Genomic DNA, 20,191 nt, shown 5'->3' on the forward strand with positions numbered 1-20,191 from the left:
CGATTCCCCCGCCATTTCATGGTAAAATAAGATCAGTATTCTATCTTATTAAAGGGAGTGTTCGCACACCATGGCAATTAACGTTTACTTCGTTCGTCACGGTCAAACATACTTAAACCGCTACAACCGGATGCAGGGCTGGTCCGACGCCCCGCTCACCGAGAAGGGTCAGGCCGATGCCAAGCGGGCCGGCCAGCTCCTCTCCAAGATCCACTTTGACTACGTCTTCAGCAGTGATCTGGCCCGGACAATGGCGACCGCCCGCCTGCTGTTGGCGGCCGATCCGAACACCAACATCACCGAACCGACCCCGGAGCCAGCCTTCCGGGAAGAGTTCTTCGGTTCCTTCGAGGGCCAAAACGGTGCGGAGTTCGCCGACTTTTTAGGTGGCGCTGAGGGCTACCACAGTTTTGCGGCCATGATCGCCGGCTGGGGGCCCGACAAGCTCAAGGACAAGATTGCGGCTGCCGACCAGTACGGGGACGCCGAGGACAGCATCCGCTTCTGGGAGCGGATCAACAAGGGCTTTGAGCACCTGCGCGCCCTGCCCGACGGTTCAACCGTCGTCGTCGTTTCGCACGGGGCTGCGATCCGTTCTATTGCTTCCCACTTCTCCGATCAGATCAACCCTGGTGAGTCGCCACGCAACGGCAGCATTACGAAGCTGACCCTCGATGGGGATCAGACCAGCGTTGATTTCTACAATAAATTGGAAATTCCTGACTAATTAAATCCGTAAAGGGGGAAATTCTTCTTCATATGGATACAAACATACAATCAGATGAACGGGTAATCATCACCGGCCTCGATACCGGCCAGGAAGACTTTGATTACTCAATGACCGAACTGGCCGAGCTGGCTCAAGCCAACCACATGGACGTGGTCGAACGGATCGACCAGGTGGTGGACCGCCCGAACCCGGCCACTTACTTTGGCAAGGGCAAGGTGCAAGAAATTGCTGACGTCGCCTCCGCGAACCACGCTGACACCATCATCACCAACGACGAGCTAACGCCTAGTCAACTGCGCAACCTGGAGGAGGAGACCGGCCACCGGATTCTCGACCGGACAGCACTGATCCTCGAGATCTTCGCCACCCGGGCCAAGACTAAGGAAGCCAAGCTCCAGGTCCAAATTGCCGAACTCCAGTACCGCCTGCCGCGGCTGCAGACCAGCGCCAGCCAGCGCCTCGATCAGCAGACCGGTGGCGGGAGCGGCTTCACCAACCGTGGTGCCGGTGAAACCAAGCTAGAAATGGACCGCCGAGTAATCCAACACCAGATCACCCACCTGCGGCACGAACTGGCTGCCATCGACAAGTCCGAGGAGACCAAGCGCAAGCAGCGGGCCAAGAGCGAGATTCCGACGGCTGCCCTGGTCGGCTACACCAACGCCGGCAAGTCGACTTTGATGAACGGCCTGGTCCGCAAGTACGGCAAGGTCGAAGACAAGACGGTCTTTGAAAAGAACATGCTCTTCGCCACCCTGGACACCAGCGTGCGGCGGATGACGCTGCCGGGCAAGAAGGAGTTCCTGCTCAGTGATACCGTCGGCTTCGTCAGCAAGCTGCCGACCCAGTTGATCGAGTCCTTCAAGTCGACCCTGGCCGAGGCCGCCAACGCCGACCTGCTGATCCAGGTGATCGACTACTCCGATCCGCACTACGAGGAAATGATGGAAACCACCAAGAAGACGCTCCATCAGATCGGCATCCACGACATCCCGATGATCTACGTCTTCAACAAGGCCGACAAGACCGAGAACGAAACCGAGTATCCGGTCCTCGAAGGCGATGACCAATTGGTTATTTCGGCTAAGCAAGACGCCTCGCTGGATCTGCTGGTGGACGTCATCCGCAAGCACCTCTTCCAGGATTACGTGCAGGCCAAGCTCCTGATCCCGTTTGCGGACGGCCAGGTCGTCTCCTACCTAAACGAGCATTCCAACATCCTGGACACCGAGTACCAGAGCAATGGAACCCTGCTGACGGTGGAGGCCTCCCCGCAGGACTACCAGCGGTTCGCCCGGTACGAAGTCAAATAAATAAATGCTATAATCGATCTGTAATGATTTACGGATCGATTTTTTATTTTAGGAGGCTTTTTCAATGCCTGAAACAATCCCCTTTGCCGACAATAGCTACATCCAATTTCCAACCGGTCGGGTCAGCCTGGCCGAGGTCCACGCCATCTTCAAGACGATGCCCTACGAACTGGACTACGTTGACGCCAACGACCAGTACGTCTGGTACTCACCGAATCCGTGGCGTGACGATGACCGTCTCCAGCAGCGACTGACCCACTCCGTTTTGGGCTGCCATCCCGACCGGGTCGTGCCGATGGTTAAGCAGGTCCTGAAGATGCTGCACACCGGTGAGCGCGACATGGTCGAATCGCCGCAGGTCATGGACGGCCACCGCACGCTGATCCGCTACTACGCGATCCGCGACCAAGACAACCATTACCTCGGCGCCCTCCAGGTAACCGAGGACGTCGAGCACATCTGCCAGCTGTGCGAGCAGGACGTCTTCACCCACGGGATCGTCGAGGGACAGGTCGTCGACGGGGTCACAACGGCCTCAATCACCGGCGAAGATCAGTCGAAGGAAAAGCCCGCTAAACCCGACGCAACGACGGGCGCCTCGAAGAAAGACGAATAGCAAAAATACCACCCGATAAATTTACAGATTTATCGGGTGGTATTTTCTTATTTGGTGAAATTTTAGATCCGAACCTCATTGCGTGAGTGCTCACCGTTGACAACCTTAACCACGTCGTCCAGGCTGATGTGGACCATGTTGCGGATCGAGGTCTTGGTGAAGAAGGCCACGTGCGGCGTTACCAGGACATTCGGCATCTTGGCTAGCTCCTGGTAGTCCGCCGGCGTTTGGTCAAACGGCACTTCCTGGTTGAAGAAGCTGAATTCGTCAGCCAGAGTGTCGAGGCCGGCCCCGCCTAAGTGCTTGCTCTTGAGGGCATCCAGCAGATCGGCCGTGTTGATCAAGCCGCCCCGGGCCATGTTGATGACGATGGCGCCCTTCTTCATGCTGGCAAACTGTGGAGCCGCCAGCATATTCTTAGTGCTCGGCAGCAGTGGCGTGTGGAGGGTGATAATGTCCGCGGTCCGAATGATCGTGTTCATGTCGGTAAATTCGACGAACGGTGCGTACTCGACGTTCTTGTTCGGGTCGTAAGCCAGGACCCGGGCGCCGAGGGCCTTGTAGAGCTGGGCGGTGGCCCCACCGATGTTGCCGATGCCGATCACCCCGACGGTCAGGTTATAGATTTCGTTGCTGATCAGCTCAGGGTTCCAGCGGAAGTCGCCCTGCTTCATCCGGGACTCGTATTCACCGACCCGCCGTAGCAGGTACATCGCTTGGGTCAGGTCCATTTCGGCGATGGCCCGCGGGGAGTAGACGGCGACGTTGGTGACCGTGATTCCGTTGGCCTGGCAGGCCTTAAGATCGAGCATGTCGAAGCCGGCGGTCCGGGTCGAGATCTGCTTGATCCCCAGCTCAGCCAGCTGGTGGTAAAAGTCGGCGTCCCCCAACGGTGAGGTCTCCTGGATCGAAACACCGTCGAAGCCCTTGACCATGTCGAGCGTCTCGGCAGTCAGGTTCTCGCTGACCAGCTTGACTTCGTTGCCGGTCATCTCTGCCCATTCCTTGGCGTACGGCCGCTCGGCGGTCTTGGTACCGAACATAATAATTTTCATTTAAATTCATTCCTTTTCTGAAAGCTCTTACATTAATAGGATAACATTAATTTTATTCATCGTCAGCAACCATTTCGCATACTAAGTTTCATTTACCAAACAAAAAATCCCCACGTCGCAAAACGTGGAGATCTTTTTAAGATTACTTGTTATCGTCGTCCGAGTCAATTCCTTTGGCCTGGGCCTTATCCATGAACTTTTGCTCACGATCAAGACGAGGGAAGAGGTTCATTGCGTGAGAGTGAATCCCCTTCATCGACAGCCAGAGCAGGAGGAAGAAGACAACGGCGATGCCCAGCAAAACTGAGTTGCAGAACATTGCGTAGTGCGTTCCCAAGCCGCTGCTGATCGACTGCCGCAAGCCCTGAATCGAGTAGGTCATCGGCAGGAACCAGTGGATGACGTTGTAGAACTTCATCGTGATTTCCATCGGGAAGGTCCCACCGGAACCACCGAGCTGCAGCATCAGCAGAACCATGGCAACGAACCGACCTGGGTTGTCGAAGGTCATCGACAGGAACATCACGATTGCCATCGAGGCCCAGCCGAAGAGGATCGTCGTCAGGAAGAACGACGGTGCGTGGTCAACCGTCAGGCCGCAAGCCATCATGATCCCACATTCAACGACGGCCATCGTGGTGGCGGCGGTCAGGCCGATCACGACCTTACTGAGCCACCAAGCCGTAGCGGAGTGGCCAGGCATGGCTTCACGCCGGATTGGGTAAACGAAGTTGAAGACCAGCATCCCGACGTAGAGGGCAACGGACAGAACGTACGGTGCTAATGCGTGACCGTAGTTTGGCACGTAGCTGTAGTGCTTGTGGTGGAGCGTCGTTGGTGCGGCGAACATCTTCGCATTCCGGCCACTGACCTTGATGCCGTTGATCGTCTTGGCACCCTTGCCTAGAGCCTTCGACAGCTTCGTTGATCCAGCGTTCAGCTTAGCAATCCCGGCAATCAGTGCCGGTGAGTTGTCTTGCAGTTGCTGGGTTCCAGAAGCCAGTTGGTTAATCCCGGCAACCAGGGTTGGAACCTGAGCGTTCAGCTGGGTCAGGGCAGAAGCCAATTGACCCGCACCGGAGTTCAGCTGACCACTGTTGGCGTTCAGTTGGCTAACCCCGCTGCCGACCTGGCTGACACCGGCCGTGTACTGGCTGATCCCGGCAGCCAGCTGGTTGGCACCAGACTGCAGAGTCCCAGTATTAGCGGCTAACTGGCCTGCACCAGCGGCGGCACTGTGAACACCAGCCGTGTATTGGCTGATTTGTGGCTGAGCAGCACTAACCTGAGAGTTAAGATCAGATGCACCATTAGCAAGTGTACTTGCGTTTGATGCCAATTGATCGGTGTAATTAGAAAGTGTACTCATGCTTGACAAGGCTTGGGTACTACCACTCTGCATTGCTTTTAAACTGTTAATCAGATTAGTAGTCGCAGTGGCTACTTGCTGAGTACTCTTACCAGAAGTTGCTGCAGACTCATCAACACTAGACTTCAGTTTATCAACTGCTGACTTAACCGCACCAATGCTTTGGGCCAAGTTAGCACTCGTACCATTATTAGAGCTAGTGGTAGTCGTCTTAGAGCTTGTATCAGCACCATTTAAGTCATTAATTGCATTAGATAACTTAGCCTTGTCTGCATCGCTCATGTTTGAGGTGTCAATGCCACTAAGCTGACTCTTTGCGGCATTGATACTTGAAGCAGCACTATTATTAGTCGTTGTCTGACTAGTAGAAGATTGTGACTGCGTTTGGCTAGCAGCTTGCTGCAGTTTTCCTAATTGTGCAGAAACGGCTCCCAGCTGTGTGGACAATTCAGTCAACGAACTAGCCGAGTTAGCCAAAGGTGCCAGGGCGTTTTGCAATGCAGTGGCATTTTGAGTAACATCCCCAGATAACGTACTCATCTGACTTTGCAGCGTTGGAATTTGTCCCTTAAGAGTCTGATTTACCTGTGATATTCCGCTATTGTAAGCACTCATGCCGTTAGATAACTGGCTCGTACCATTCGATAAATCGCCAAATTTCTTTTGAACAGTTGAACTATAGCTGTCCAGCGTCCCCAGTCCGGAGTTCAGCGAGTTGACTCCGCTGGCGAACTGGCCGATACCAGAACTCAGCTGGCCGGCACCGCTGTTCAGCGTGCCGGAGTTGGCCATTAACTGACTCACCCCGCTACCAAGCTGGCTGACTCCAGCCGTGTACTGGAGAAGGCCACTCGCCAGGGCTTGACTGCCGCTGGCCAGCTGAGCCGCGCCGGATGCCAATGGGGTCACGCCGACCTTCAACTGTTGAACACCGGCGTTGACCTTGCTGACCCCGACGACGTATTGGTTAACCCCGTCGCTTAAGCTGACCATCCCGGTGCTCAGCTGCTTGGCACCGCTGGCCGCCGTGTTCATTCCCTTGCCGACGACGTGGAGTTCCTTGAACATCGCCGAAGCGTAGGCGTTGGTAACCGCGGCCCGGACCTTGGTGTTCAGTTTACTCATCCCGGTTTCGGAGATAACTTCCCCGATCATGTTCAGGGAGTCGTTAGTCTCGTACTTGAGCTTCATCGACTTCGGATGCTTGTCCATCACCGTCGTGGCGTTCTTCGAGAAATTCTTCGGGATCGTGACGACCGTGTAGTACTTCCGGTGCGCCATCCCTTCGTGCGCCTTCTTGGCGGAGACGAACTCCCACTTCAGGGAATGGTTATGCTTCAGGTTGTCGACCGTCTGATCGCCGACCGCCATTGTCTTGCCCTGGTATTCCACCGGGACATCCTTGTTTACCACAGCAACTGGTAAATCTCCTGTACTCCCATAAGGGTCCCAGACAGACTTCAGGAAGAAGATACTGTACAGGAAGGGAATGATACAGATTACCACGGTTGATACCAGCAGGATTTTGTTGTGGTAAATATTCTTAAATTCCTGCTTGATCATTTCCCACATTATTCTCTTTCACCTCGAATTGCTTTACTTACTTGACTTTAAGATCGGCCGATCGTCGTCAGATAAGATCCGAACGGTTTGGCGGGCGTAATGAATCATGTCCTCAACCGGCACATCATAATTCTTCGTCTGCCACCACTGGAAGGCACCAAGAATCGAACCACTCAACGTGTAGGCCAAAAGCTCCGGATTGTCGGATTCCTGCAGTGCCTGAATAATCGTGTCCTTGCTGGACTGTTCAGACCGTTCCAAGAAAATTTGCGTCAAGATCTGCAGCATCTCCGAATACAGTGAGCTGCGCGAATTGCTGGCGGCCAGGTGCCGGACCACGTTGCGGTGCTCATCAATATAAATAATCAATTGCTTCATAATGTCTTCTTCGGAATCACCACTGTCCACGATCCGATTAATCTGGGTCTTCATTGTCTGCTCCAGCAGGTCATACTTATCATTAAAGTAACGGTAGAAACTGCTCCGGTGCAAAAGAGCCTCCTTACAGATCTGATCAACCGTCAGATGGTCAAAGGAATTATTCTCTAATAACACCAGAAGTGCGTTTTGAAAATCACGAACTGTTCGTGTCACACGCATCTACTATTTCTCCCCTCTGTCCCTAATTTACAGAGAACACTATATAACGTTCTGAATTCAAACAACAGGGCTATTTGAATATGTTAGTTTATAAATAAGACGTAAGGTCCAAAACGTTCCAATAGTTTTTTCGTGATTCATTTTGGAATTTGTTAATGGTGTTTCCATAAGGAAACGACTTCTTTTCCTATATTTGGATTAAAATCAGGCAAAACAGGCCGGCCGAGTGTCCATTTATGCTACAATCACAATGAAAACAATTATCGCAGGAGGCGTTTATTAATGAAGATTTCAAACGAAAAATTTGGCAGCTACCAAGACACCGACGTCATCAAGTACACCCTGACCAATGACAACAACGTCAGCATCAGTATTCTCAACTTTGCCGGGATTTGGCAGGCCTTTATGGTTCCAAATACCCATGGTGGCCGGGTCAACCTCCTGCTGGCTGCCGATAGCTTCGAACCGTACGTCGAATACGCCAGCCTCTACGCGGGCCGGATCGTCGGCCGGGCCGCTGGACGGATTGCCAAGGGCAAGTTCGACATCGACGGCGAAAGCTACTCGGTCCCAACCAACGAGGGGAATAACCTGTTGCACGGTGGTGCCAACGGCCTTTCCCAGCAGTTCTACCAGGTTGAAACCAAGCAAAACGGTGACAGTCTTCAGGCCATTTTGACCACCAGCATCGACACCGCCACTGACAACCTGCCGGGCAAGGAAGACGTCAAGGTTACCTACACCCTCTTCAACGACAACAGCGTCACGATTGACTTCGACGGGCAGACCGATGCTAAGACCCTCTTCAACCCGACCAGTCACACCTACTGGAACCTGTCTGGTGAAGCCAAGACCATCCAAGGCCACGTCCTGAGCTTAAACTCCACCTACCACCTCCAGCTGGACGACGAGAAGATCCCAACCGGCAAGAAGTTGCTGAACAAGGATACACCGTACGACTTCAAGTACCCAACGGTTCTCGGGACCGCCCTTCAGCACCTGCAAGAGGAACACAACCCTGAGGGCGGCTTCGACGATGTCTTCGTTGTCTTGCCAAGCAACCGGCTGGCCCACGAACCCGTCGCAACCCTGATGGACGCCGCCACCGGCCGGAAGATCAAGATGTACTCCGACCGAAACGGCCTGGTAGTTTACACCGCCAACGGTGTCCAGGTTGACGGCTACAACCGGCCATCCGCCAGTTGGTTTGTTATCGCTCTAGAGGGCCAGACCCTGCCCGACTCACCACACCACTCCCAGTTCGGTGACATTGCATTGCGGCCGGGGCACCCAGAGCACTACGAACTGCGCTACGAATACTTTGCCTAAGCGGATTGTGGTATAATTTACTTAGTAAGATAACATTTTGGAATGGGGGTCATCTTTATGAAAAAGCGTTTAACAAAGTCCAAGAACAAGGTTTTCCTCGGTGTCTGTGGTGGGCTCGCTGAGTACATGCACGTTGACCCGACGGTGATTCGGCTGGTCGCCTTAGTTCTACTGGTCCTGACCGGCTTCTTCCCGGTCGGCCTGATCTACATTGTGGCGGCCCTGATCATGCCGGACGCCGGCTCGCACGACGATCACGTGGTTGAGGGCGAGTTCGAAGAGAAAAAATAAAGTGAGTGGGAAATAACCACTAAAGTGGGGCGAGAGGCTACTAGGACGGGAGTCGGCGCTGAAGGCGTCGGCTTTCGTCCGTAGTCAAATAGACTTGCTCCGCTGCGCTAGACACTAGCCCCACGGTTACGACGCGTAGCTAGCCTCTGGTTTCCTACGTTATCTTTAAACCTTGAAAAGCACTTCAGCGAATGATTCGCCGAAGTGCTTTTCTTATCTCTTATGATATTAACCTTGCCGGTCGCGGTAGGCCACCTGGGCGTTTAAGCTGTAATCGGCGGTCGTCATGATCGTCGAACCCCGCCGGCCCGGAATCTTATTCGGTCCCCCGGTCACGGCCAGGTTAGCCAGGTAGATTTGGTAACGCCGGTGGGCGGCTGAGGCATCCGTCAGACCGATCTTGACAATGTGACCGACAGCGCGCCGTTCCATCTGATTGACCCCGATGTAGATCTCCAGGCGGTGCCGCAGTTCGTCGTGAACCAGCTCGAAGTACGGTGGTACCGAGCGGGCGTTCAGTGCCGGGATCGGTTGATTGGTCTCGGCATACTGGTCAATGATCTGCTGGTCGCTCAGGCCGCTGTAGTCGTTGACGAAGATCCCCGCCTCCAGCAGTTCGTCGACGACCTTCTGCAGATTGCGCTGCTCATGGTCATCGATCGCTACAACGGCCGGAATCGTCTCAGCGTTGGAGAAGACCCCGTTAGAGTTGTTGGCAAGCTGCTCGGCCAGTTGCTGCTGGGCGGCAAAGGATGGCGCCGTCTTCGTAGTGCCGGTGTTGAACTTCTGGCCGGTAATCTTGGCAAAGCGCGGTGACAAAAAGTCAAGGCGCGAGGTCCGGCCGAGAAAGTAAAAGACGAAGTTCAAATAGAGAAAGTAGGTGATCGCAACCATCGCCAAACAGTACAGGAAGCCCCGCAGCCAAACGTGGTTCATAAAGAGCCGGAAGGTAACGTAAACCAGGTAGCCATCCCCGAGCGTCGCAATAATAATGTAAATTCGGCTCTTCAGCTTGGCGTCCAGGTTGAAGTAGCTCAGTGATGAATTGATCATGTCAAGGAAACTAAACATTCTAACCATGCGCCCCCTTACTGATTGCTTTGACTGGTATTACCGCCAGTCGTTGTTGTCCCCTGGCTGGTATTGCCAGTCGTGCTCGTCGTGGTATTGCCGGTTGACTTATTCGTCGTACCAGCTGTACTGTTCGTATTCGCCTGGCTGCTGCTCTTGGCCTGCGTACCAGTCGTGTCGTTATCCGTATTATCGTCGTTATTATTGCGCGTCTGATTATTATCAGTCGTTGCTTCGTTATTGTCGTTCGTCCGACTAGATGGCTTGTTGGTATCATCCTTATCGTCGTCAACCTGACTAGAGCTGTGTGAAGCTTTTTGATCGTCATCATTCAGCGAGGTTGTTCGACTAGATGACACCGATGTCACCTTGGCCCCTTCACTGGTATGGGTGGTCTTGTTTACCACCACGTTGGTTGCACCCAACGCTAACACCAGTGACACCAAGGCAAAGGGTGTCACCAACGGTGGAATTTTTCCTGCCATATACATATCTCCTTTTCTCAGGTCGATTATACCCGCTTTTTTGCGAAACAAATGTTAAAGAAGATTGAAGATTATTGTTCGTGCCCTTGCTTGGCTTGGCACTGAGCGCAAATGCCGTGCAGTTCGAAGCGGTGTCCGGTAATCTTGATTCCCGGCAGCTGACGTTCAAAAAAGGCGTCGTCGATCGGCATCATCTTAATTTCCTGCACCCGACCACATTGGTCACAAATGAAATGATGGTGATGGTAGGGATCACAGCGATACTTAACCTGCATCTGATCGTTATGCTGCCGTAATTCGACAATGCCGAGGTCCTCAAATTCTTTGAAGTTGCGATAGATAGTGTTGTGACTCAGCCCCGGATAGTCCTGGCGTAGATACTGGTCGACCTGGGTAATATCCACGTAGCGCTGGGGATCCCGACTGACCGCCTCAATCATCATTTTCCGTTGCTTGGTCCAGCGCATGTGATTCTCTTTTAAGATGCGCTGGGCCCGCCCTACTAAGTCCTGCACACTCAATCCCCCCCTCGCTTGAAGCCTCAATTTTAGCACAAGTCATCCGCTTTGGGTACTATTTGATCCACCAATTGGTCCAAACGGCGACTGGTGTCCTCCCAGCGATCATTCACGATCACGTGGGCAATGCCGCGCAAGCCCTGCGGCAAAGCCAGGTCGCGCCGGTACTCCCGACTCTTTAAGCGGGAAACGATGGCGGCTGGCCGATCACCACGCTGCGTCATTCGCTTGGCCAGAGCGGTCATCTTGGAAACCGTCAAGAAAATAATCACCGCCCGGTCGCCCAGCTCCTGATGGTAAGTCAAGGCTCCCGCGGTGTCGAGGACAATCACGTCGTCGCGCCCCAGTTGCCAGCCCTCATTTAGGCCCTCATAGGAGGAACCGTACTGGGCGCCATCGTAGGTTACCCGTTCAAGGAGATGGCGACGATTCATCGATTCATCAGTTTCAAAATGATAGTCGACCCCATCGACCTCCCCGGGCCGCGGCTGCCGGGTCGTGTGGGTGATGACCCGGTGCATTCCATAGTGCTCCTGAAGGTAGGTCGCCACGGTCGTCTTGCCGGAGCCGGCCGCCCCGCAGATGATAAAAACGTGTCTCTTTTCTGCCATCTTACTTCGTCAGGTGAGCGTTGACCTGGTCCAACAGTTCCTTTAAGTTGTCGTAGGTCAATCGCTGGCGGGCGGTGGCGTAGTCAAACCAGCCGCTGTTCTTGATTTCTTCGGCCTGGAGCTTGATGTCCTCCTTTTGCGTCAGTTCGGCGGTGTAGAGGGTCATCTGCTTGCGGTTGCCGTTGGGCAGGTCGTATTCGGTGTAGACGTGGAAGCTGGTGTCGATCGGCAGGACCAGCTGGGTTTCCTCCCTGATCTCCCGTTCAGCCGTCTGCTTCAGGGTCTCGTCACCCTCGACGTGACCCTTGGGGAAGCCCCAGAAGTGTCCCTTGTTTTGACTCTCTAATAACAGGTATTCGATTCCCTTGTCCGTCCGCCGGTAAACGACGGCGCCACTCGTTACTTCAATTGCCATTTTTATCCAGCTCCTTTAAATTTTTATTAATTTTCTCATTGACTTTTAATATAAGCGCCGTTTATCATTAATAAATAAAAGCGGTGCTCTTTGGCACTACCGTTATTATAACAAAGAAAGGTGGTTTATTGATGGGCTTACACATTCTCCGCAAAGAAAGCCTTGATCGTTACTTGGGGGCGGATCAGCAATTTGTTAAGTCAATGACTGCCAAAGACTTGATGGCCATTGGGATTGGGGCCGTCATCGGGACCGGGATCTTCATCCTTCCCGGGACCATCGCGGCCGAGTCGGCTGGACCAGGGGTGACCCTGTCCTTCTTCATCTCCGCCGTCGTCTGTGCCCTGGCAGCCATGTGCTACGCGGAGTTCTCATCTGCCCTGCCCGTTGCCGGGAGTGCTTACTCCTACGGTAACATTGTCTTTGGTGAATTCTTTGGTTGGATCCTCGGCTGGGCCCTGGTCCTCGAATACATGCTTGCCGTGGCGACCGTCTCGACCGGGTGGGCAGCCTACTTCAATTCACTGATTGAATCCTTTGGTCTGCATCTCCCGAAGGCGCTGAGTGGTCCCTTCGACCCGGCGCACGGCACCTACGTCAACCTGGTAGCGATCATCATTGTTCTCCTGATCGCGCTGATGCTGTCGCACGGGATGCAGTCCTCGATGCGGATTAACGACATCGCCGTGGTTCTGAAGCTGCTGATCATCCTGGTCTTCATCGGGGTCGGACTCTTCTACATCAAGCCCAGCAACTACCACCCCTTCATGCCTTATCATTTCAAGGGCGTGATCCACGGGGCCACGCTTGGTTTCTTCGCCTACCTGGGCTTCGACGTCGTCTCAAGTTCGGCGGCCGAGGTTAAGAATCCGAAGAAGAACATGCCGATCGGGATCATTGGGACCCTGGTCGTCGCCACCGTCCTCTACATGGGCGTGGCCGCCGTGCTGACCGGAATGGTCAAGTACACCAAGCTGGACGTCGCCAACCCGGTTGCCTACGCCCTGCAGCTGGTCCACCAGGGCTGGATCGCCGACCTGCTCTCGATCGGGGCCCTGATCGGGATGTTCACCATGATGATCTCCATGATCTACTCCAGCTCCCGGCTGGTTTACGCGATCGGACGTGACGGTCTCCTGCCGGCCAAGCTCGCCCAGTTCGACGAGAAAAATCACTCACCGCAGATCGCCCTCTGGACGGTTTCGATTATCATCGCCGTCATGGGTGGCCTGGTACCGCTGGATGAGTTGACCAGCCTGGTTAACATCGGGACCCTGCTGGCCTTCACCCTGGTGTCCTTTGGGATCATCCCGCTGCGGCACCGGAAGGACATCGGCAACCGTGGCGGCTTCAAGGTGCCGCTCTACCCGGTCCTGCCGATCATTTCCGGCCTGGCCTGCCTGGGGATGATGACCCAGCTTTCCAAGACCACCTACATCGGCGCCAGCATCTGGTTTGCCATCGGGATCATCATCTACTTCACCTATGGCTACCACCACAGTAAATTGAATAAAGCAAGTGATTAAACGACAAGCAGCCTAGGAAACATTAATTCCTAGGCTGTTTTTGACTATTGTAAAGATAACGTGGAAACAAGCGAGCCCCTAGCATCTAGCGCAGCGAAGCAAGTCTATTTGACTAAGGACGAAAGCCGGCGCCTTCAGCGCTAACTCCCGTCCGCGGTTAGCCATACGGCCCGCTGGTCGTTAATTGCATTCACTAATAACGTGCAAAATAAGCGAGCCCTTAGTGTCTATCCACGAACGAAGGCCGACGCTTGCAGCGTCAACCTCCGCTCGCCGATAGCCATACAGGGCTCTTTAAAGCTTATTTTGCACTCACTATTTTGCAAACATCTTAAATTCCAAGAACAGATCGTTGTACTCGCCCAAGACGTGCAGCGGCAAGTCGCGGTAGGTTTGGAGGTGCTTCATCGTCTGCTTTGGCGGATAGAAGGCCCGGTTGCTCGTGACCTTCTTCGGCAATAATTGCTTAGCCTTCCAATTCGGCGTCGCGTAACCGACGTAACGGGCGTTTTGGGCGGCGTTTTTTGGCTCCAACATGAAGTTGATGAACTTGTAAGCGGCGGCCTTGTTGCGGGCGGATTTTGGAATTACCATGTTGTCAAACCAGATGTTGCTTCCTTCGCTCGGCACGACGTAGTGGAGGTGGTGGTTGACGCTCATCATCTCGCGAGCATCCCCCGAGTAAGTTACCCCAACGGCGGCCTCGCCCCGTTCCATGTACATCTTCATCTCGTCGGCAATGATTGCCTTGACGTTAGGCGTCAGCTGTTTGAGCTTGCCCTGGGCGGACTTGAGCTGGCCATAGTTGGTAGTGTTGACCGACTTGCCCTGAGTGATCAAGGCGATTGCGAAGACGTCGCGGGCGCTGTCGATCAGCATCAGGTTGTTCTTCAAACGCGGGTTCCAGAGCTGGCGCCAGTGCTGGACGTCGGCCCCCTTAATCTTCTGGTCGTTGTAGATGATCCCCAGCGTTCCCCAGAAGTAGGGAACCGAATAGTGGTTGCCGGGGTCAAAGGACCGGTTCAAGAACTGCTTGTCCAGGTAGCGCATGTTCGGCAGCTTGCGGTGATCCAGCGGGGCGATCAAGTGCTCGCGCCGCATCCGCTGGACGGTGTATTCGCTCGGGATCACCAGGTCGTAGTTGGTCCCGCCCTGGCGGATCTTAGTCAGCATCGACTCGTTGCTGTCGAAGGTCTCGTAGTCGACGTGGTAGCCGGTCTGGTGCTCGAACTTGGTGATCAGGGCCGGGTCAATATAGTCACCCCAGTTGTAGATAGTGACCGTCTTACGGCTGCTTCCGTTGTTGTGCCGATTGAGGGCGTAGTCGCCCCCGGCCAGGAGGAGGCAGAGGATCAGGATGCCGATGAAGGCAGACAGCAGCTTTTTCATTGTGCATCCCCCTCCTTTACCGTCACGATCCGGTTGCGCCGGCCGGCATGCTTGCTAATGAAGTAGTAGCCGATCACCAACAGCAGCGACACGATAAACATCAGGGTCGACAGGGCGTTGATCTCCAGGTTGATTCCCTGGCGTGCCCGGGAGTAGATTTCCACGGACAGGGTCGAGAAGCCGTTCCCGGTCACGAAGAAGGTCACCGCAAAGTCGTCTAAAGAATAGGTCAGGGCCATGAAGTAGCCGGCGAAGATCCCCGGCGCGATTGCCGGCAGAACGACCCGCGAGAGGGACTGCCAGCGCGAGGCCCCCAGGTCATAAGCGGCATCGACCAGGGTCGGCGACAGTTCGTTTAATTTCGGCAGGACCATCAGGACGACGATCGGAATGCAGAAGGCGATGTGGCTCAACAAAACCGAGGCAAAGCCCAGCCGGACACCCAGCATGGTGAAGAAAATCAAAAAACTGGCCCCGATGATGACGTCGGGCGAAACCATCAGCACGTTGTTGAGCGACAAGAGAGCATTGCGCCACTTCCGGTGGGAACCCTTGATGAGCAGGGCCCCCATTGTCCCCACGATCGTCGCAATCAGAGAGGCTAACAGGGCCACGATCATGGTGTTGATGACGATCGTGATCATCCGGCTGTCGGCAAAGAGGTCGGCGTAGTGTTGGAAGGAAAAGCCGTGGTACTTTTCCATCGTCTTGCCGGCGCTAAAGGAGAAGACCACCAGGTAGACGATCGGCGCATAGAGGATGATGAAGACCAGGGCCAGGTAGACCTTACCCCAGGAAAAATGCTTCTTGCTCATCGGCGGACGCCCCCCTTCTTCTTCCGACGATCACCGGTAACGGCCATGACGATAAACATCGCCAAAATCAGGATGACCCCGATGGTTGAACCCATCCCCCAGTTCTGGGTGGTCAGGAAGTGCTCCTCGATCGCCGTCCCCAGGGTAATCACCCGGTTGCCCCCGATCAGGCGGGTAATCATAAAGAGAGAGAGCGAAGGGATAAAGACCGCCTGGATGCCAGCCTTGACCCCCGGCAGGGACAGCGGCCAGATGACCTTGGTGAAGGTCTGCCAGTCGTTGGCCCCCAGGTCTTTGCTGGCGTTGATCAGCGACGGGTTGATCTCGGCCAGCGAATTGAAGATCGGCAGGACCATGAAGGGGATTTCAATATAGGCGGCCACGAACATGAAGCTGGCGTCGGTGAAGAGCAGCTGGTGGCTACCCAAGCCAACGAAGCGCAGGAACTGGTTGATCGTCCCCGCCTGACTGAAAAGGCCAATGAAGGCGTAGGTCTTCAGCAGCAAGTTGATCCAGGTCGGCAGGATCACCAGCAGAAGCCAGAACTGCTTGTTGGGCAGGCGGTTTAAGACGTAGGCCGTCGGGTAGGAGATCACCAGGGTGACCAGGGTGATCAAAAAGGCGTACCAGACTGAATCGACAGTCATCTTCAGATAGACGCTCGAGGTCAGGTAGTTCGCGTAGTTGCCCAGGGTGAACTGGCCGTCAATGTTGAAGAAGGACTGGTAGAAGATCAGCACCAGGGGCGCCACGACGAAGAGGATGATCCACAGGGCATAGGGAACGGCGAAAAAGGCTTTTTGACGCATTATTCATCCTCCTCGTAGCTGTCCAGGCGGGCGTCGAAGTCCTCCTCGCTTTCGTTGTAGCGCATTACGTGGATGTCCTCGGGATCAAAGGCCAGGCCGACCGTTGCCCCAACCGTCGTCTTGTGGATCGAATTGATCTTCCACTCGTGGTTGCGTTGGTCATGAGCCGTGATCTGATAGTCGACCCCACGGAAGAGTTGGGTGTCGACGGTCACCGCCAACTGCCCCTTCTCGACGGTCGTGATGTCAAGGTCCTCGGGCCGGATCACGACCTCGACCCGTTCGTTGGGCCGCATTCCGGCATCGACACATTCGAAGTCCTGGCCGTCAATCGTGACCAGGTAGTCGGCCTTCATGATTCCGGGCACGATGTTGCTCTCACCGATGAAGTCGGCGACGAAGTGGTTGAGCGGCTCGTCGTAGATATCCACCGGCGTCCCGCTCTGCTGGATCGTCCCGTCGTTGATGATCATAATCTGGTCGCTCATCGCCAGGGCCTCCTCCTGGTCGTGGGTGACGAAGATGAAGGTGATTCCCAGTTGGCGCTGCAATTGGCGCAGTTCGGTCTGCATCTCGACCCGCAGTTTGTGGTCCAAAGCTGACAGGGCCTCGTCGAGCAGGAGCAATTTGGGCCGGTTAACGAGCGCCCGGGCAATGGCGACCCGCTGCCGCTGCCCACCGGACATCTCCGTGATCTCCCGTTCGCCGTAGCCGTCGAGCTGGACCAGGTGCAGGGCCTCTTTTACCCGCTTGGCCGTCTCCTGCTTGCCGACGCCCTTGATCTGGAGACCAAAGGCAACGTTTTCGGCCACGTTCATGTGCGGGAAGAGCGCGTAGTCCTGGAAGACCGTGTTGACCTGCCGCCGATTAGCCGGAACGTCGTTGATTCTCTTTCCGTCAAAGTCAATTTCACCGCTCGTCGGCGAATTGAAGCCCGCAATCAGGCGCAGGATGGTCGTTTTCCCCGAACCTGAGGGACCCAGCAGGGTATAGAACTTCCCCGCCTCAATTGCGAAGTCGATGTCCTTGAGCACCACGTTGTCGCCGAACCGCCGCTCGACGTGGTGGAACTCCATGATGTTTTGTGCCAACTATCTCACCATCTTTTCACTTTAAAATATACAAACACTTCAATTATACCCTCAATGCGCCCCGCCGTCGCCCTTAAAATGTCGGCAACGCGGGCAAGAAGTGGGATAATGAGGGTAAGAAAGAATTGCGAGGTGTTTTTTATGAAAATCAATCAATTCAGTATCCGCCCAACCAGTACGCCCCAGCGCCAACAAGAGCTGCAGCGCATCCAGCTGCTGCAGAGCGGCGACGTTGACCGAATGTCTGCCAAGGAGCTGTTAAAAACGCTGCTGACTCGTACCCAGGCCCACTGTGCCTCCCCGCTGACCGGGGCGGAATGGCTCCACGACCTGCTGGCCACCCCGGACCTGGCCGTCGACGAATGGCTGGCAAGCGACCAGGCCCTGACCACGACGATCTTCTACCGGCTGGCCCTCCAGCTGCTGGAGTTCGAACCGGACGTCGACTTTAACCTCGAGGACCCACTGGCGACCTGGCGTAAGCTGACCCTGCCGATGGAGGATCACGAAGCGTGGACGAGCACCGACGTGGCCAATGCCTACTACCTGCTCTTAAACACCCGGGGCAAGGGCGGCCAAATCCTGCTCGACCAGCTGACCGCCCAGGGCTTTTTGGCCTGGACCTACCAGCTGCCGGCCAAGCAGAAGCCGCTTTTCTTCAACGGCAAGCCCCTGGCCTCCTTTGATCCGGCAAAGTTCATCCGCGAGGTCGTCTACGTTGAGACCGACATGGATACCGACTTCGACGGCCAGGCCGACCTGGTCAAGGCCGAGATCATCCGGCCACAGGATACCGAGGACGGGCTGCGGGTCCCGGCCGTCTTCACCGCCAGCCCGTACAACCAGGGAACCAATGATGAGTGGGGCGACAAGGCCACCCACAACGTCAACCATCCCCTCACCCACAAGGAAGCCGGCCAGGAGGCACCCCATGAAATGGCCTTCCCGACCGAGTTCAAGCGCCAGGCCGTCAATGGTTCTACCAAAAAGGCCACCCAGACCTTCAGCGAGACGCCAGGCTACACCCTCAACAACTACCTGGCAACCCGGGGCTACGCAATCGTCTACGCGGCCGGCATCGGCACCAAGGACTCGGACGGCCTGCAGACCTGTGGCTCCCCCGAACAAACTGATTCGATGAAGGCCGTCGTGGAATGGCTCCATGGTGATCGGCGGGCCTTCACCGACCGGACCCACGGGATCACGATTGCGGCCTGGTGGTGCAACGGCAACGTCGCCATGACCGGTCGTTCCTACCTTGGTACCCTCTCAACGGCGGTCGCCACAACGGGTGTGGCCGGGCTCAAGGCAATCATCAGCGAAGCCGCCATCTCCAGCTGGTACGATTACTACCGGGAGGGCGGCCTGGTCCGGGCGGCCGGGGGCTTCCAGGGTGAGGACGCCGACACTCTGGCTGACGAGACCTTCAGCCGCACCAAGCGCCCCGCTGACTTCCGCCGGATCAAGCCCACCTATGACAAATACATCGACCGCCTGGCCCAGGCGATGGACCGGACGACCGGCAACTACAACGCCTTCTGGGACCGGCGCAACTACCGGAAGAACTTTGCCGGGATCAAGGCGGCGGTCATGATGGTCCACGGTCTCAACGATACCAACGTCAAGCCAAGCAACGTCAAGGCACTTTACGACACCCTGCAGGACCTGCCCGTCGAAAGCAAGCTGATCCTCCACCAGGGGCAGCACATCTACATCAACGCCTTTAAGTCATTGGACTTCTCCGAAATGGTCAACCTCTGGCTCACCAACAAGCTCTGGGATCTTGACAACCAGGCCGACAGCGTCCTGCCGCACGTCCTGGTCCAGGATAATTGCCTGCCGGAGGCCTGGAACGCCTACGACCACTGGACGGCCGGCGAACGTTTAGAACTCCACCTGACCGACGGCGACCTGACGGCGGAGAACGTCCACGTGGCCGAGCAGCTGACCTTCAACGATCACCAGGAAAAAGATATTTACCAAGATTGGTGCCAGCACCCCGCCAAGTGGCAGGCGGCCCTAATCGCCGATCGGGGACAATTCAGCTGTCAGTTCAAGATGGCCCCAGCCCAGCAGGATCTCCTGCTACGGGGGACACCACGTCTTCAACTGACGGTGGCCGCATCCGTCGACCACGGATTAGTCAGCGCCGAACTGGTCGACTTCGGGGATGACAAGCGCCTGACGACTTCCCCGGTCATCATCAACCGCGGCGGCCTGCCGCTGGGCTACCACTGGAAGGCCGATGACCTGCGGGAGTTCAAGCTACAAAAGCAGGCCAGCCCCTACAAGGTGATTGCCAGCGGCCACCGCAACCTTCAGAACCGCCGCGACTCCGCCACCGTCGACGAGCTCGCCCCGGGGCAGCTGGTTGACGTCACCTTCGACCTTCAGCCACTCTTCCACCACCTCGCAGCTGGCCACCAGCTGGGTCTGATTATTTATGCAAGCGACTACGCCTTTACCCTCCGCGGCAACGAAAACGTCGATTACCGAATCAGCCTTGAAAACGCTCTTTTAACGATTCCCGGGGTCAGTTACTTGAATTCGGGCCGTGCTTTGCGCTAGAATTATTCTTAATATTTGGTTAATAAA

General features: G+C 55.5%; 19 protein-coding genes. 7 read left to right on the top strand and 12 right to left on the bottom strand.

Features of this window, described 5'->3' with window-relative positions; genetic code table 11:
* Positions 1-70: 70 nt before the first annotated feature.
* From OCT58_RS02305 to OCT58_RS02315, 3 genes are all read left to right on the top strand, one after another.
* Positions 71-727: a histidine phosphatase family protein gene (locus OCT58_RS02305; protein WP_267201223.1), complete on the top strand. Its 657-nt coding sequence runs from the start codon at positions 71-73 to the stop codon at positions 725-727.
* Positions 728-759: 32 nt separating this feature from the next.
* Positions 760-2,043, top strand: a complete 1,284-nt coding sequence (gene hflX / locus OCT58_RS02310) for a GTPase HflX (protein ID WP_267201224.1) — start codon at positions 760-762, stop codon at positions 2,041-2,043.
* 64 nt (positions 2,044-2,107) lie between these two features.
* Positions 2,108-2,659: a PAS domain-containing protein gene (locus OCT58_RS02315; protein WP_267201225.1), complete on the top strand. Its 552-nt coding sequence runs from the start codon at positions 2,108-2,110 to the stop codon at positions 2,657-2,659.
* A 62-nt stretch (positions 2,660-2,721) separates the two neighbouring features.
* Here the strand turns inward: OCT58_RS02315 and OCT58_RS02320 are convergent, their stop codons facing one another.
* From OCT58_RS02320 to OCT58_RS02330, 3 genes are all read right to left on the bottom strand, one after another.
* Positions 2,722-3,714, bottom strand: a complete 993-nt coding sequence (locus tag OCT58_RS02320; protein ID WP_267201226.1) for a D-2-hydroxyacid dehydrogenase — start codon at positions 3,712-3,714, stop codon at positions 2,722-2,724.
* Between the two features lie 142 nt (positions 3,715-3,856).
* A complete protein-coding gene (locus OCT58_RS02325) occupies positions 3,857-6,655 on the bottom strand; it encodes a YhgE/Pip domain-containing protein (protein ID WP_267201227.1) in 2,799 nt (932 codons plus the stop codon).
* Positions 6,656-6,679: 24 nt separating this feature from the next.
* On the bottom strand, positions 6,680-7,246 hold the full coding sequence (locus OCT58_RS02330; RefSeq protein WP_267201228.1) for a TetR/AcrR family transcriptional regulator: 567 nt from the start codon (positions 7,244-7,246) through the stop codon (positions 6,680-6,682).
* 282 nt (positions 7,247-7,528) lie between these two features.
* On the opposite strand from OCT58_RS02330, the gene OCT58_RS02335 reads away from it, so the two are divergent.
* A complete protein-coding gene (locus OCT58_RS02335; RefSeq protein ID WP_267201229.1) occupies positions 7,529-8,575 on the top strand; it encodes an aldose epimerase family protein in 1,047 nt (348 codons plus the stop codon).
* Between the two features lie 57 nt (positions 8,576-8,632).
* Entirely contained in the window at positions 8,633-8,866 is a 234-nt protein-coding gene (locus OCT58_RS02340; RefSeq protein WP_267201230.1) for a PspC domain-containing protein, read from the top strand.
* 228 nt (positions 8,867-9,094) lie between these two features.
* Here the strand turns inward: OCT58_RS02340 and OCT58_RS02345 are convergent, their stop codons facing one another.
* The 5 genes from OCT58_RS02345 to OCT58_RS02365 all read right to left on the bottom strand — a co-directional run bounded on the left by OCT58_RS02345 (position 9,095) and on the right by OCT58_RS02365 (position 11,966).
* Positions 9,095-9,937 (bottom strand): DUF6681 family protein, encoded by an 843-nt coding sequence (locus OCT58_RS02345; RefSeq protein ID WP_267201231.1) that lies wholly within the window; start codon positions 9,935-9,937, stop codon positions 9,095-9,097.
* 17 nt (positions 9,938-9,954) lie between these two features.
* Positions 9,955-10,422 carry a hypothetical protein gene (locus OCT58_RS02350; protein WP_267201232.1) on the bottom strand — a complete coding sequence of 156 codons (468 nt, stop codon included), beginning with the start codon at positions 10,420-10,422 and terminating at the stop codon, positions 9,955-9,957.
* A 71-nt stretch (positions 10,423-10,493) separates the two neighbouring features.
* Positions 10,494-10,889, bottom strand: coding sequence for a Fur family transcriptional regulator (locus OCT58_RS02355; protein WP_305069064.1), 396 nt, complete (start codon positions 10,887-10,889; stop codon positions 10,494-10,496).
* An 80-nt stretch (positions 10,890-10,969) separates the two neighbouring features.
* A complete protein-coding gene (locus OCT58_RS02360) occupies positions 10,970-11,551 on the bottom strand; it encodes a guanylate kinase (RefSeq protein WP_267201234.1) in 582 nt (193 codons plus the stop codon).
* A 1-nt stretch (position 11,552) separates the two neighbouring features.
* Entirely contained in the window at positions 11,553-11,966 is a 414-nt protein-coding gene (locus OCT58_RS02365; protein WP_267201235.1) for a bis(5'-nucleosyl)-tetraphosphatase, read from the bottom strand.
* 131 nt (positions 11,967-12,097) lie between these two features.
* On the opposite strand from OCT58_RS02365, the gene OCT58_RS02370 reads away from it, so the two are divergent.
* The gene (locus OCT58_RS02370; RefSeq protein WP_267201237.1) at positions 12,098-13,492 is read left to right on the top strand and encodes an amino acid permease; all 1,395 of its coding nucleotides are present in this window, start codon (positions 12,098-12,100) and stop codon (positions 13,490-13,492) included.
* Positions 13,493-13,807: 315 nt separating this feature from the next.
* On the opposite strand, the gene OCT58_RS02375 is transcribed toward OCT58_RS02370, so the two are convergent.
* From OCT58_RS02375 to OCT58_RS02390, 4 genes are read right to left on the bottom strand one after another with little or no spacing between them, the layout of a single operon-like run.
* Positions 13,808-14,881 (bottom strand): ABC transporter substrate-binding protein, encoded by a 1,074-nt coding sequence (locus OCT58_RS02375; protein WP_267201238.1) that lies wholly within the window; start codon positions 14,879-14,881, stop codon positions 13,808-13,810.
* Positions 14,878-15,696 (bottom strand): ABC transporter permease, encoded by an 819-nt coding sequence (locus OCT58_RS02380; RefSeq protein WP_267201239.1) that lies wholly within the window; start codon positions 15,694-15,696, stop codon positions 14,878-14,880. Before OCT58_RS02380 ends, OCT58_RS02375 begins: the two co-directional genes overlap by 4 nt.
* Positions 15,693-16,505, bottom strand: coding sequence for an ABC transporter permease (locus tag OCT58_RS02385; RefSeq protein ID WP_267201240.1), 813 nt, complete (start codon positions 16,503-16,505; stop codon positions 15,693-15,695). The genes OCT58_RS02380 and OCT58_RS02385 overlap by 4 nt, the downstream gene beginning before the upstream one ends.
* Entirely contained in the window at positions 16,505-17,596 is a 1,092-nt protein-coding gene (locus tag OCT58_RS02390) for an ABC transporter ATP-binding protein (protein ID WP_267201241.1), read from the bottom strand. The genes OCT58_RS02385 and OCT58_RS02390 overlap by 1 nt, the downstream gene beginning before the upstream one ends.
* Positions 17,597-17,737: 141 nt before the next feature.
* Here OCT58_RS02390 and OCT58_RS02395 point away from each other — a divergent pair, with 141 nt between their 5' ends.
* On the top strand, positions 17,738-20,164 hold the full coding sequence (locus OCT58_RS02395) for a Xaa-Pro dipeptidyl-peptidase (RefSeq protein ID WP_267201242.1): 2,427 nt from the start codon (positions 17,738-17,740) through the stop codon (positions 20,162-20,164).
* The last annotated feature ends 27 nt before the right edge of the window (positions 20,165-20,191 follow it).

Source organism: Limosilactobacillus kribbianus, from assembly GCF_026413145.1.
GTDB classification, from domain to species: Bacteria; Bacillota; Bacilli; order Lactobacillales; family Lactobacillaceae; genus Limosilactobacillus; species Limosilactobacillus kribbianus.

Coding starts and splice junctions, on each gene's coding strand:
- OCT58_RS02305 (WP_267201223.1), top strand. CDS start 71: ATGGCAATTAACGTTTACTTCGTTCGTCACGGTCAAACATACTTAAAC.
- hflX (WP_267201224.1), top strand. CDS start 760: ATGGATACAAACATACAATCAGATGAACGGGTAATCATCACCGGCCTC.
- OCT58_RS02315 (WP_267201225.1), top strand. CDS start 2,108: ATGCCTGAAACAATCCCCTTTGCCGACAATAGCTACATCCAATTTCCA.
- OCT58_RS02320 (WP_267201226.1), bottom strand. CDS start 3,714: ATGAAAATTATTATGTTCGGTACCAAGACCGCCGAGCGGCCGTACGCC.
- OCT58_RS02325 (WP_267201227.1), bottom strand. CDS start 6,655: ATGTGGGAAATGATCAAGCAGGAATTTAAGAATATTTACCACAACAAA.
- OCT58_RS02330 (WP_267201228.1), bottom strand. CDS start 7,246: ATGCGTGTGACACGAACAGTTCGTGATTTTCAAAACGCACTTCTGGTG.
- OCT58_RS02335 (WP_267201229.1), top strand. CDS start 7,529: ATGAAGATTTCAAACGAAAAATTTGGCAGCTACCAAGACACCGACGTC.
- OCT58_RS02340 (WP_267201230.1), top strand. CDS start 8,633: ATGAAAAAGCGTTTAACAAAGTCCAAGAACAAGGTTTTCCTCGGTGTC.
- OCT58_RS02345 (WP_267201231.1), bottom strand. CDS start 9,937: ATGTTTAGTTTCCTTGACATGATCAATTCATCACTGAGCTACTTCAAC.
- OCT58_RS02350 (WP_267201232.1), bottom strand. CDS start 10,422: ATGGCAGGAAAAATTCCACCGTTGGTGACACCCTTTGCCTTGGTGTCA.
- OCT58_RS02355 (WP_305069064.1), bottom strand. CDS start 10,889: ATGCGCTGGACCAAGCAACGGAAAATGATGATTGAGGCGGTCAGTCGG.
- OCT58_RS02360 (WP_267201234.1), bottom strand. CDS start 11,551: ATGGCAGAAAAGAGACACGTTTTTATCATCTGCGGGGCGGCCGGCTCC.
- OCT58_RS02365 (WP_267201235.1), bottom strand. CDS start 11,966: ATGGCAATTGAAGTAACGAGTGGCGCCGTCGTTTACCGGCGGACGGAC.
- OCT58_RS02370 (WP_267201237.1), top strand. CDS start 12,098: ATGGGCTTACACATTCTCCGCAAAGAAAGCCTTGATCGTTACTTGGGG.
- OCT58_RS02375 (WP_267201238.1), bottom strand. CDS start 14,881: ATGAAAAAGCTGCTGTCTGCCTTCATCGGCATCCTGATCCTCTGCCTC.
- OCT58_RS02380 (WP_267201239.1), bottom strand. CDS start 15,696: ATGAGCAAGAAGCATTTTTCCTGGGGTAAGGTCTACCTGGCCCTGGTC.
- OCT58_RS02385 (WP_267201240.1), bottom strand. CDS start 16,505: ATGCGTCAAAAAGCCTTTTTCGCCGTTCCCTATGCCCTGTGGATCATC.
- OCT58_RS02395 (WP_267201242.1), top strand. CDS start 17,738: ATGAAAATCAATCAATTCAGTATCCGCCCAACCAGTACGCCCCAGCGC.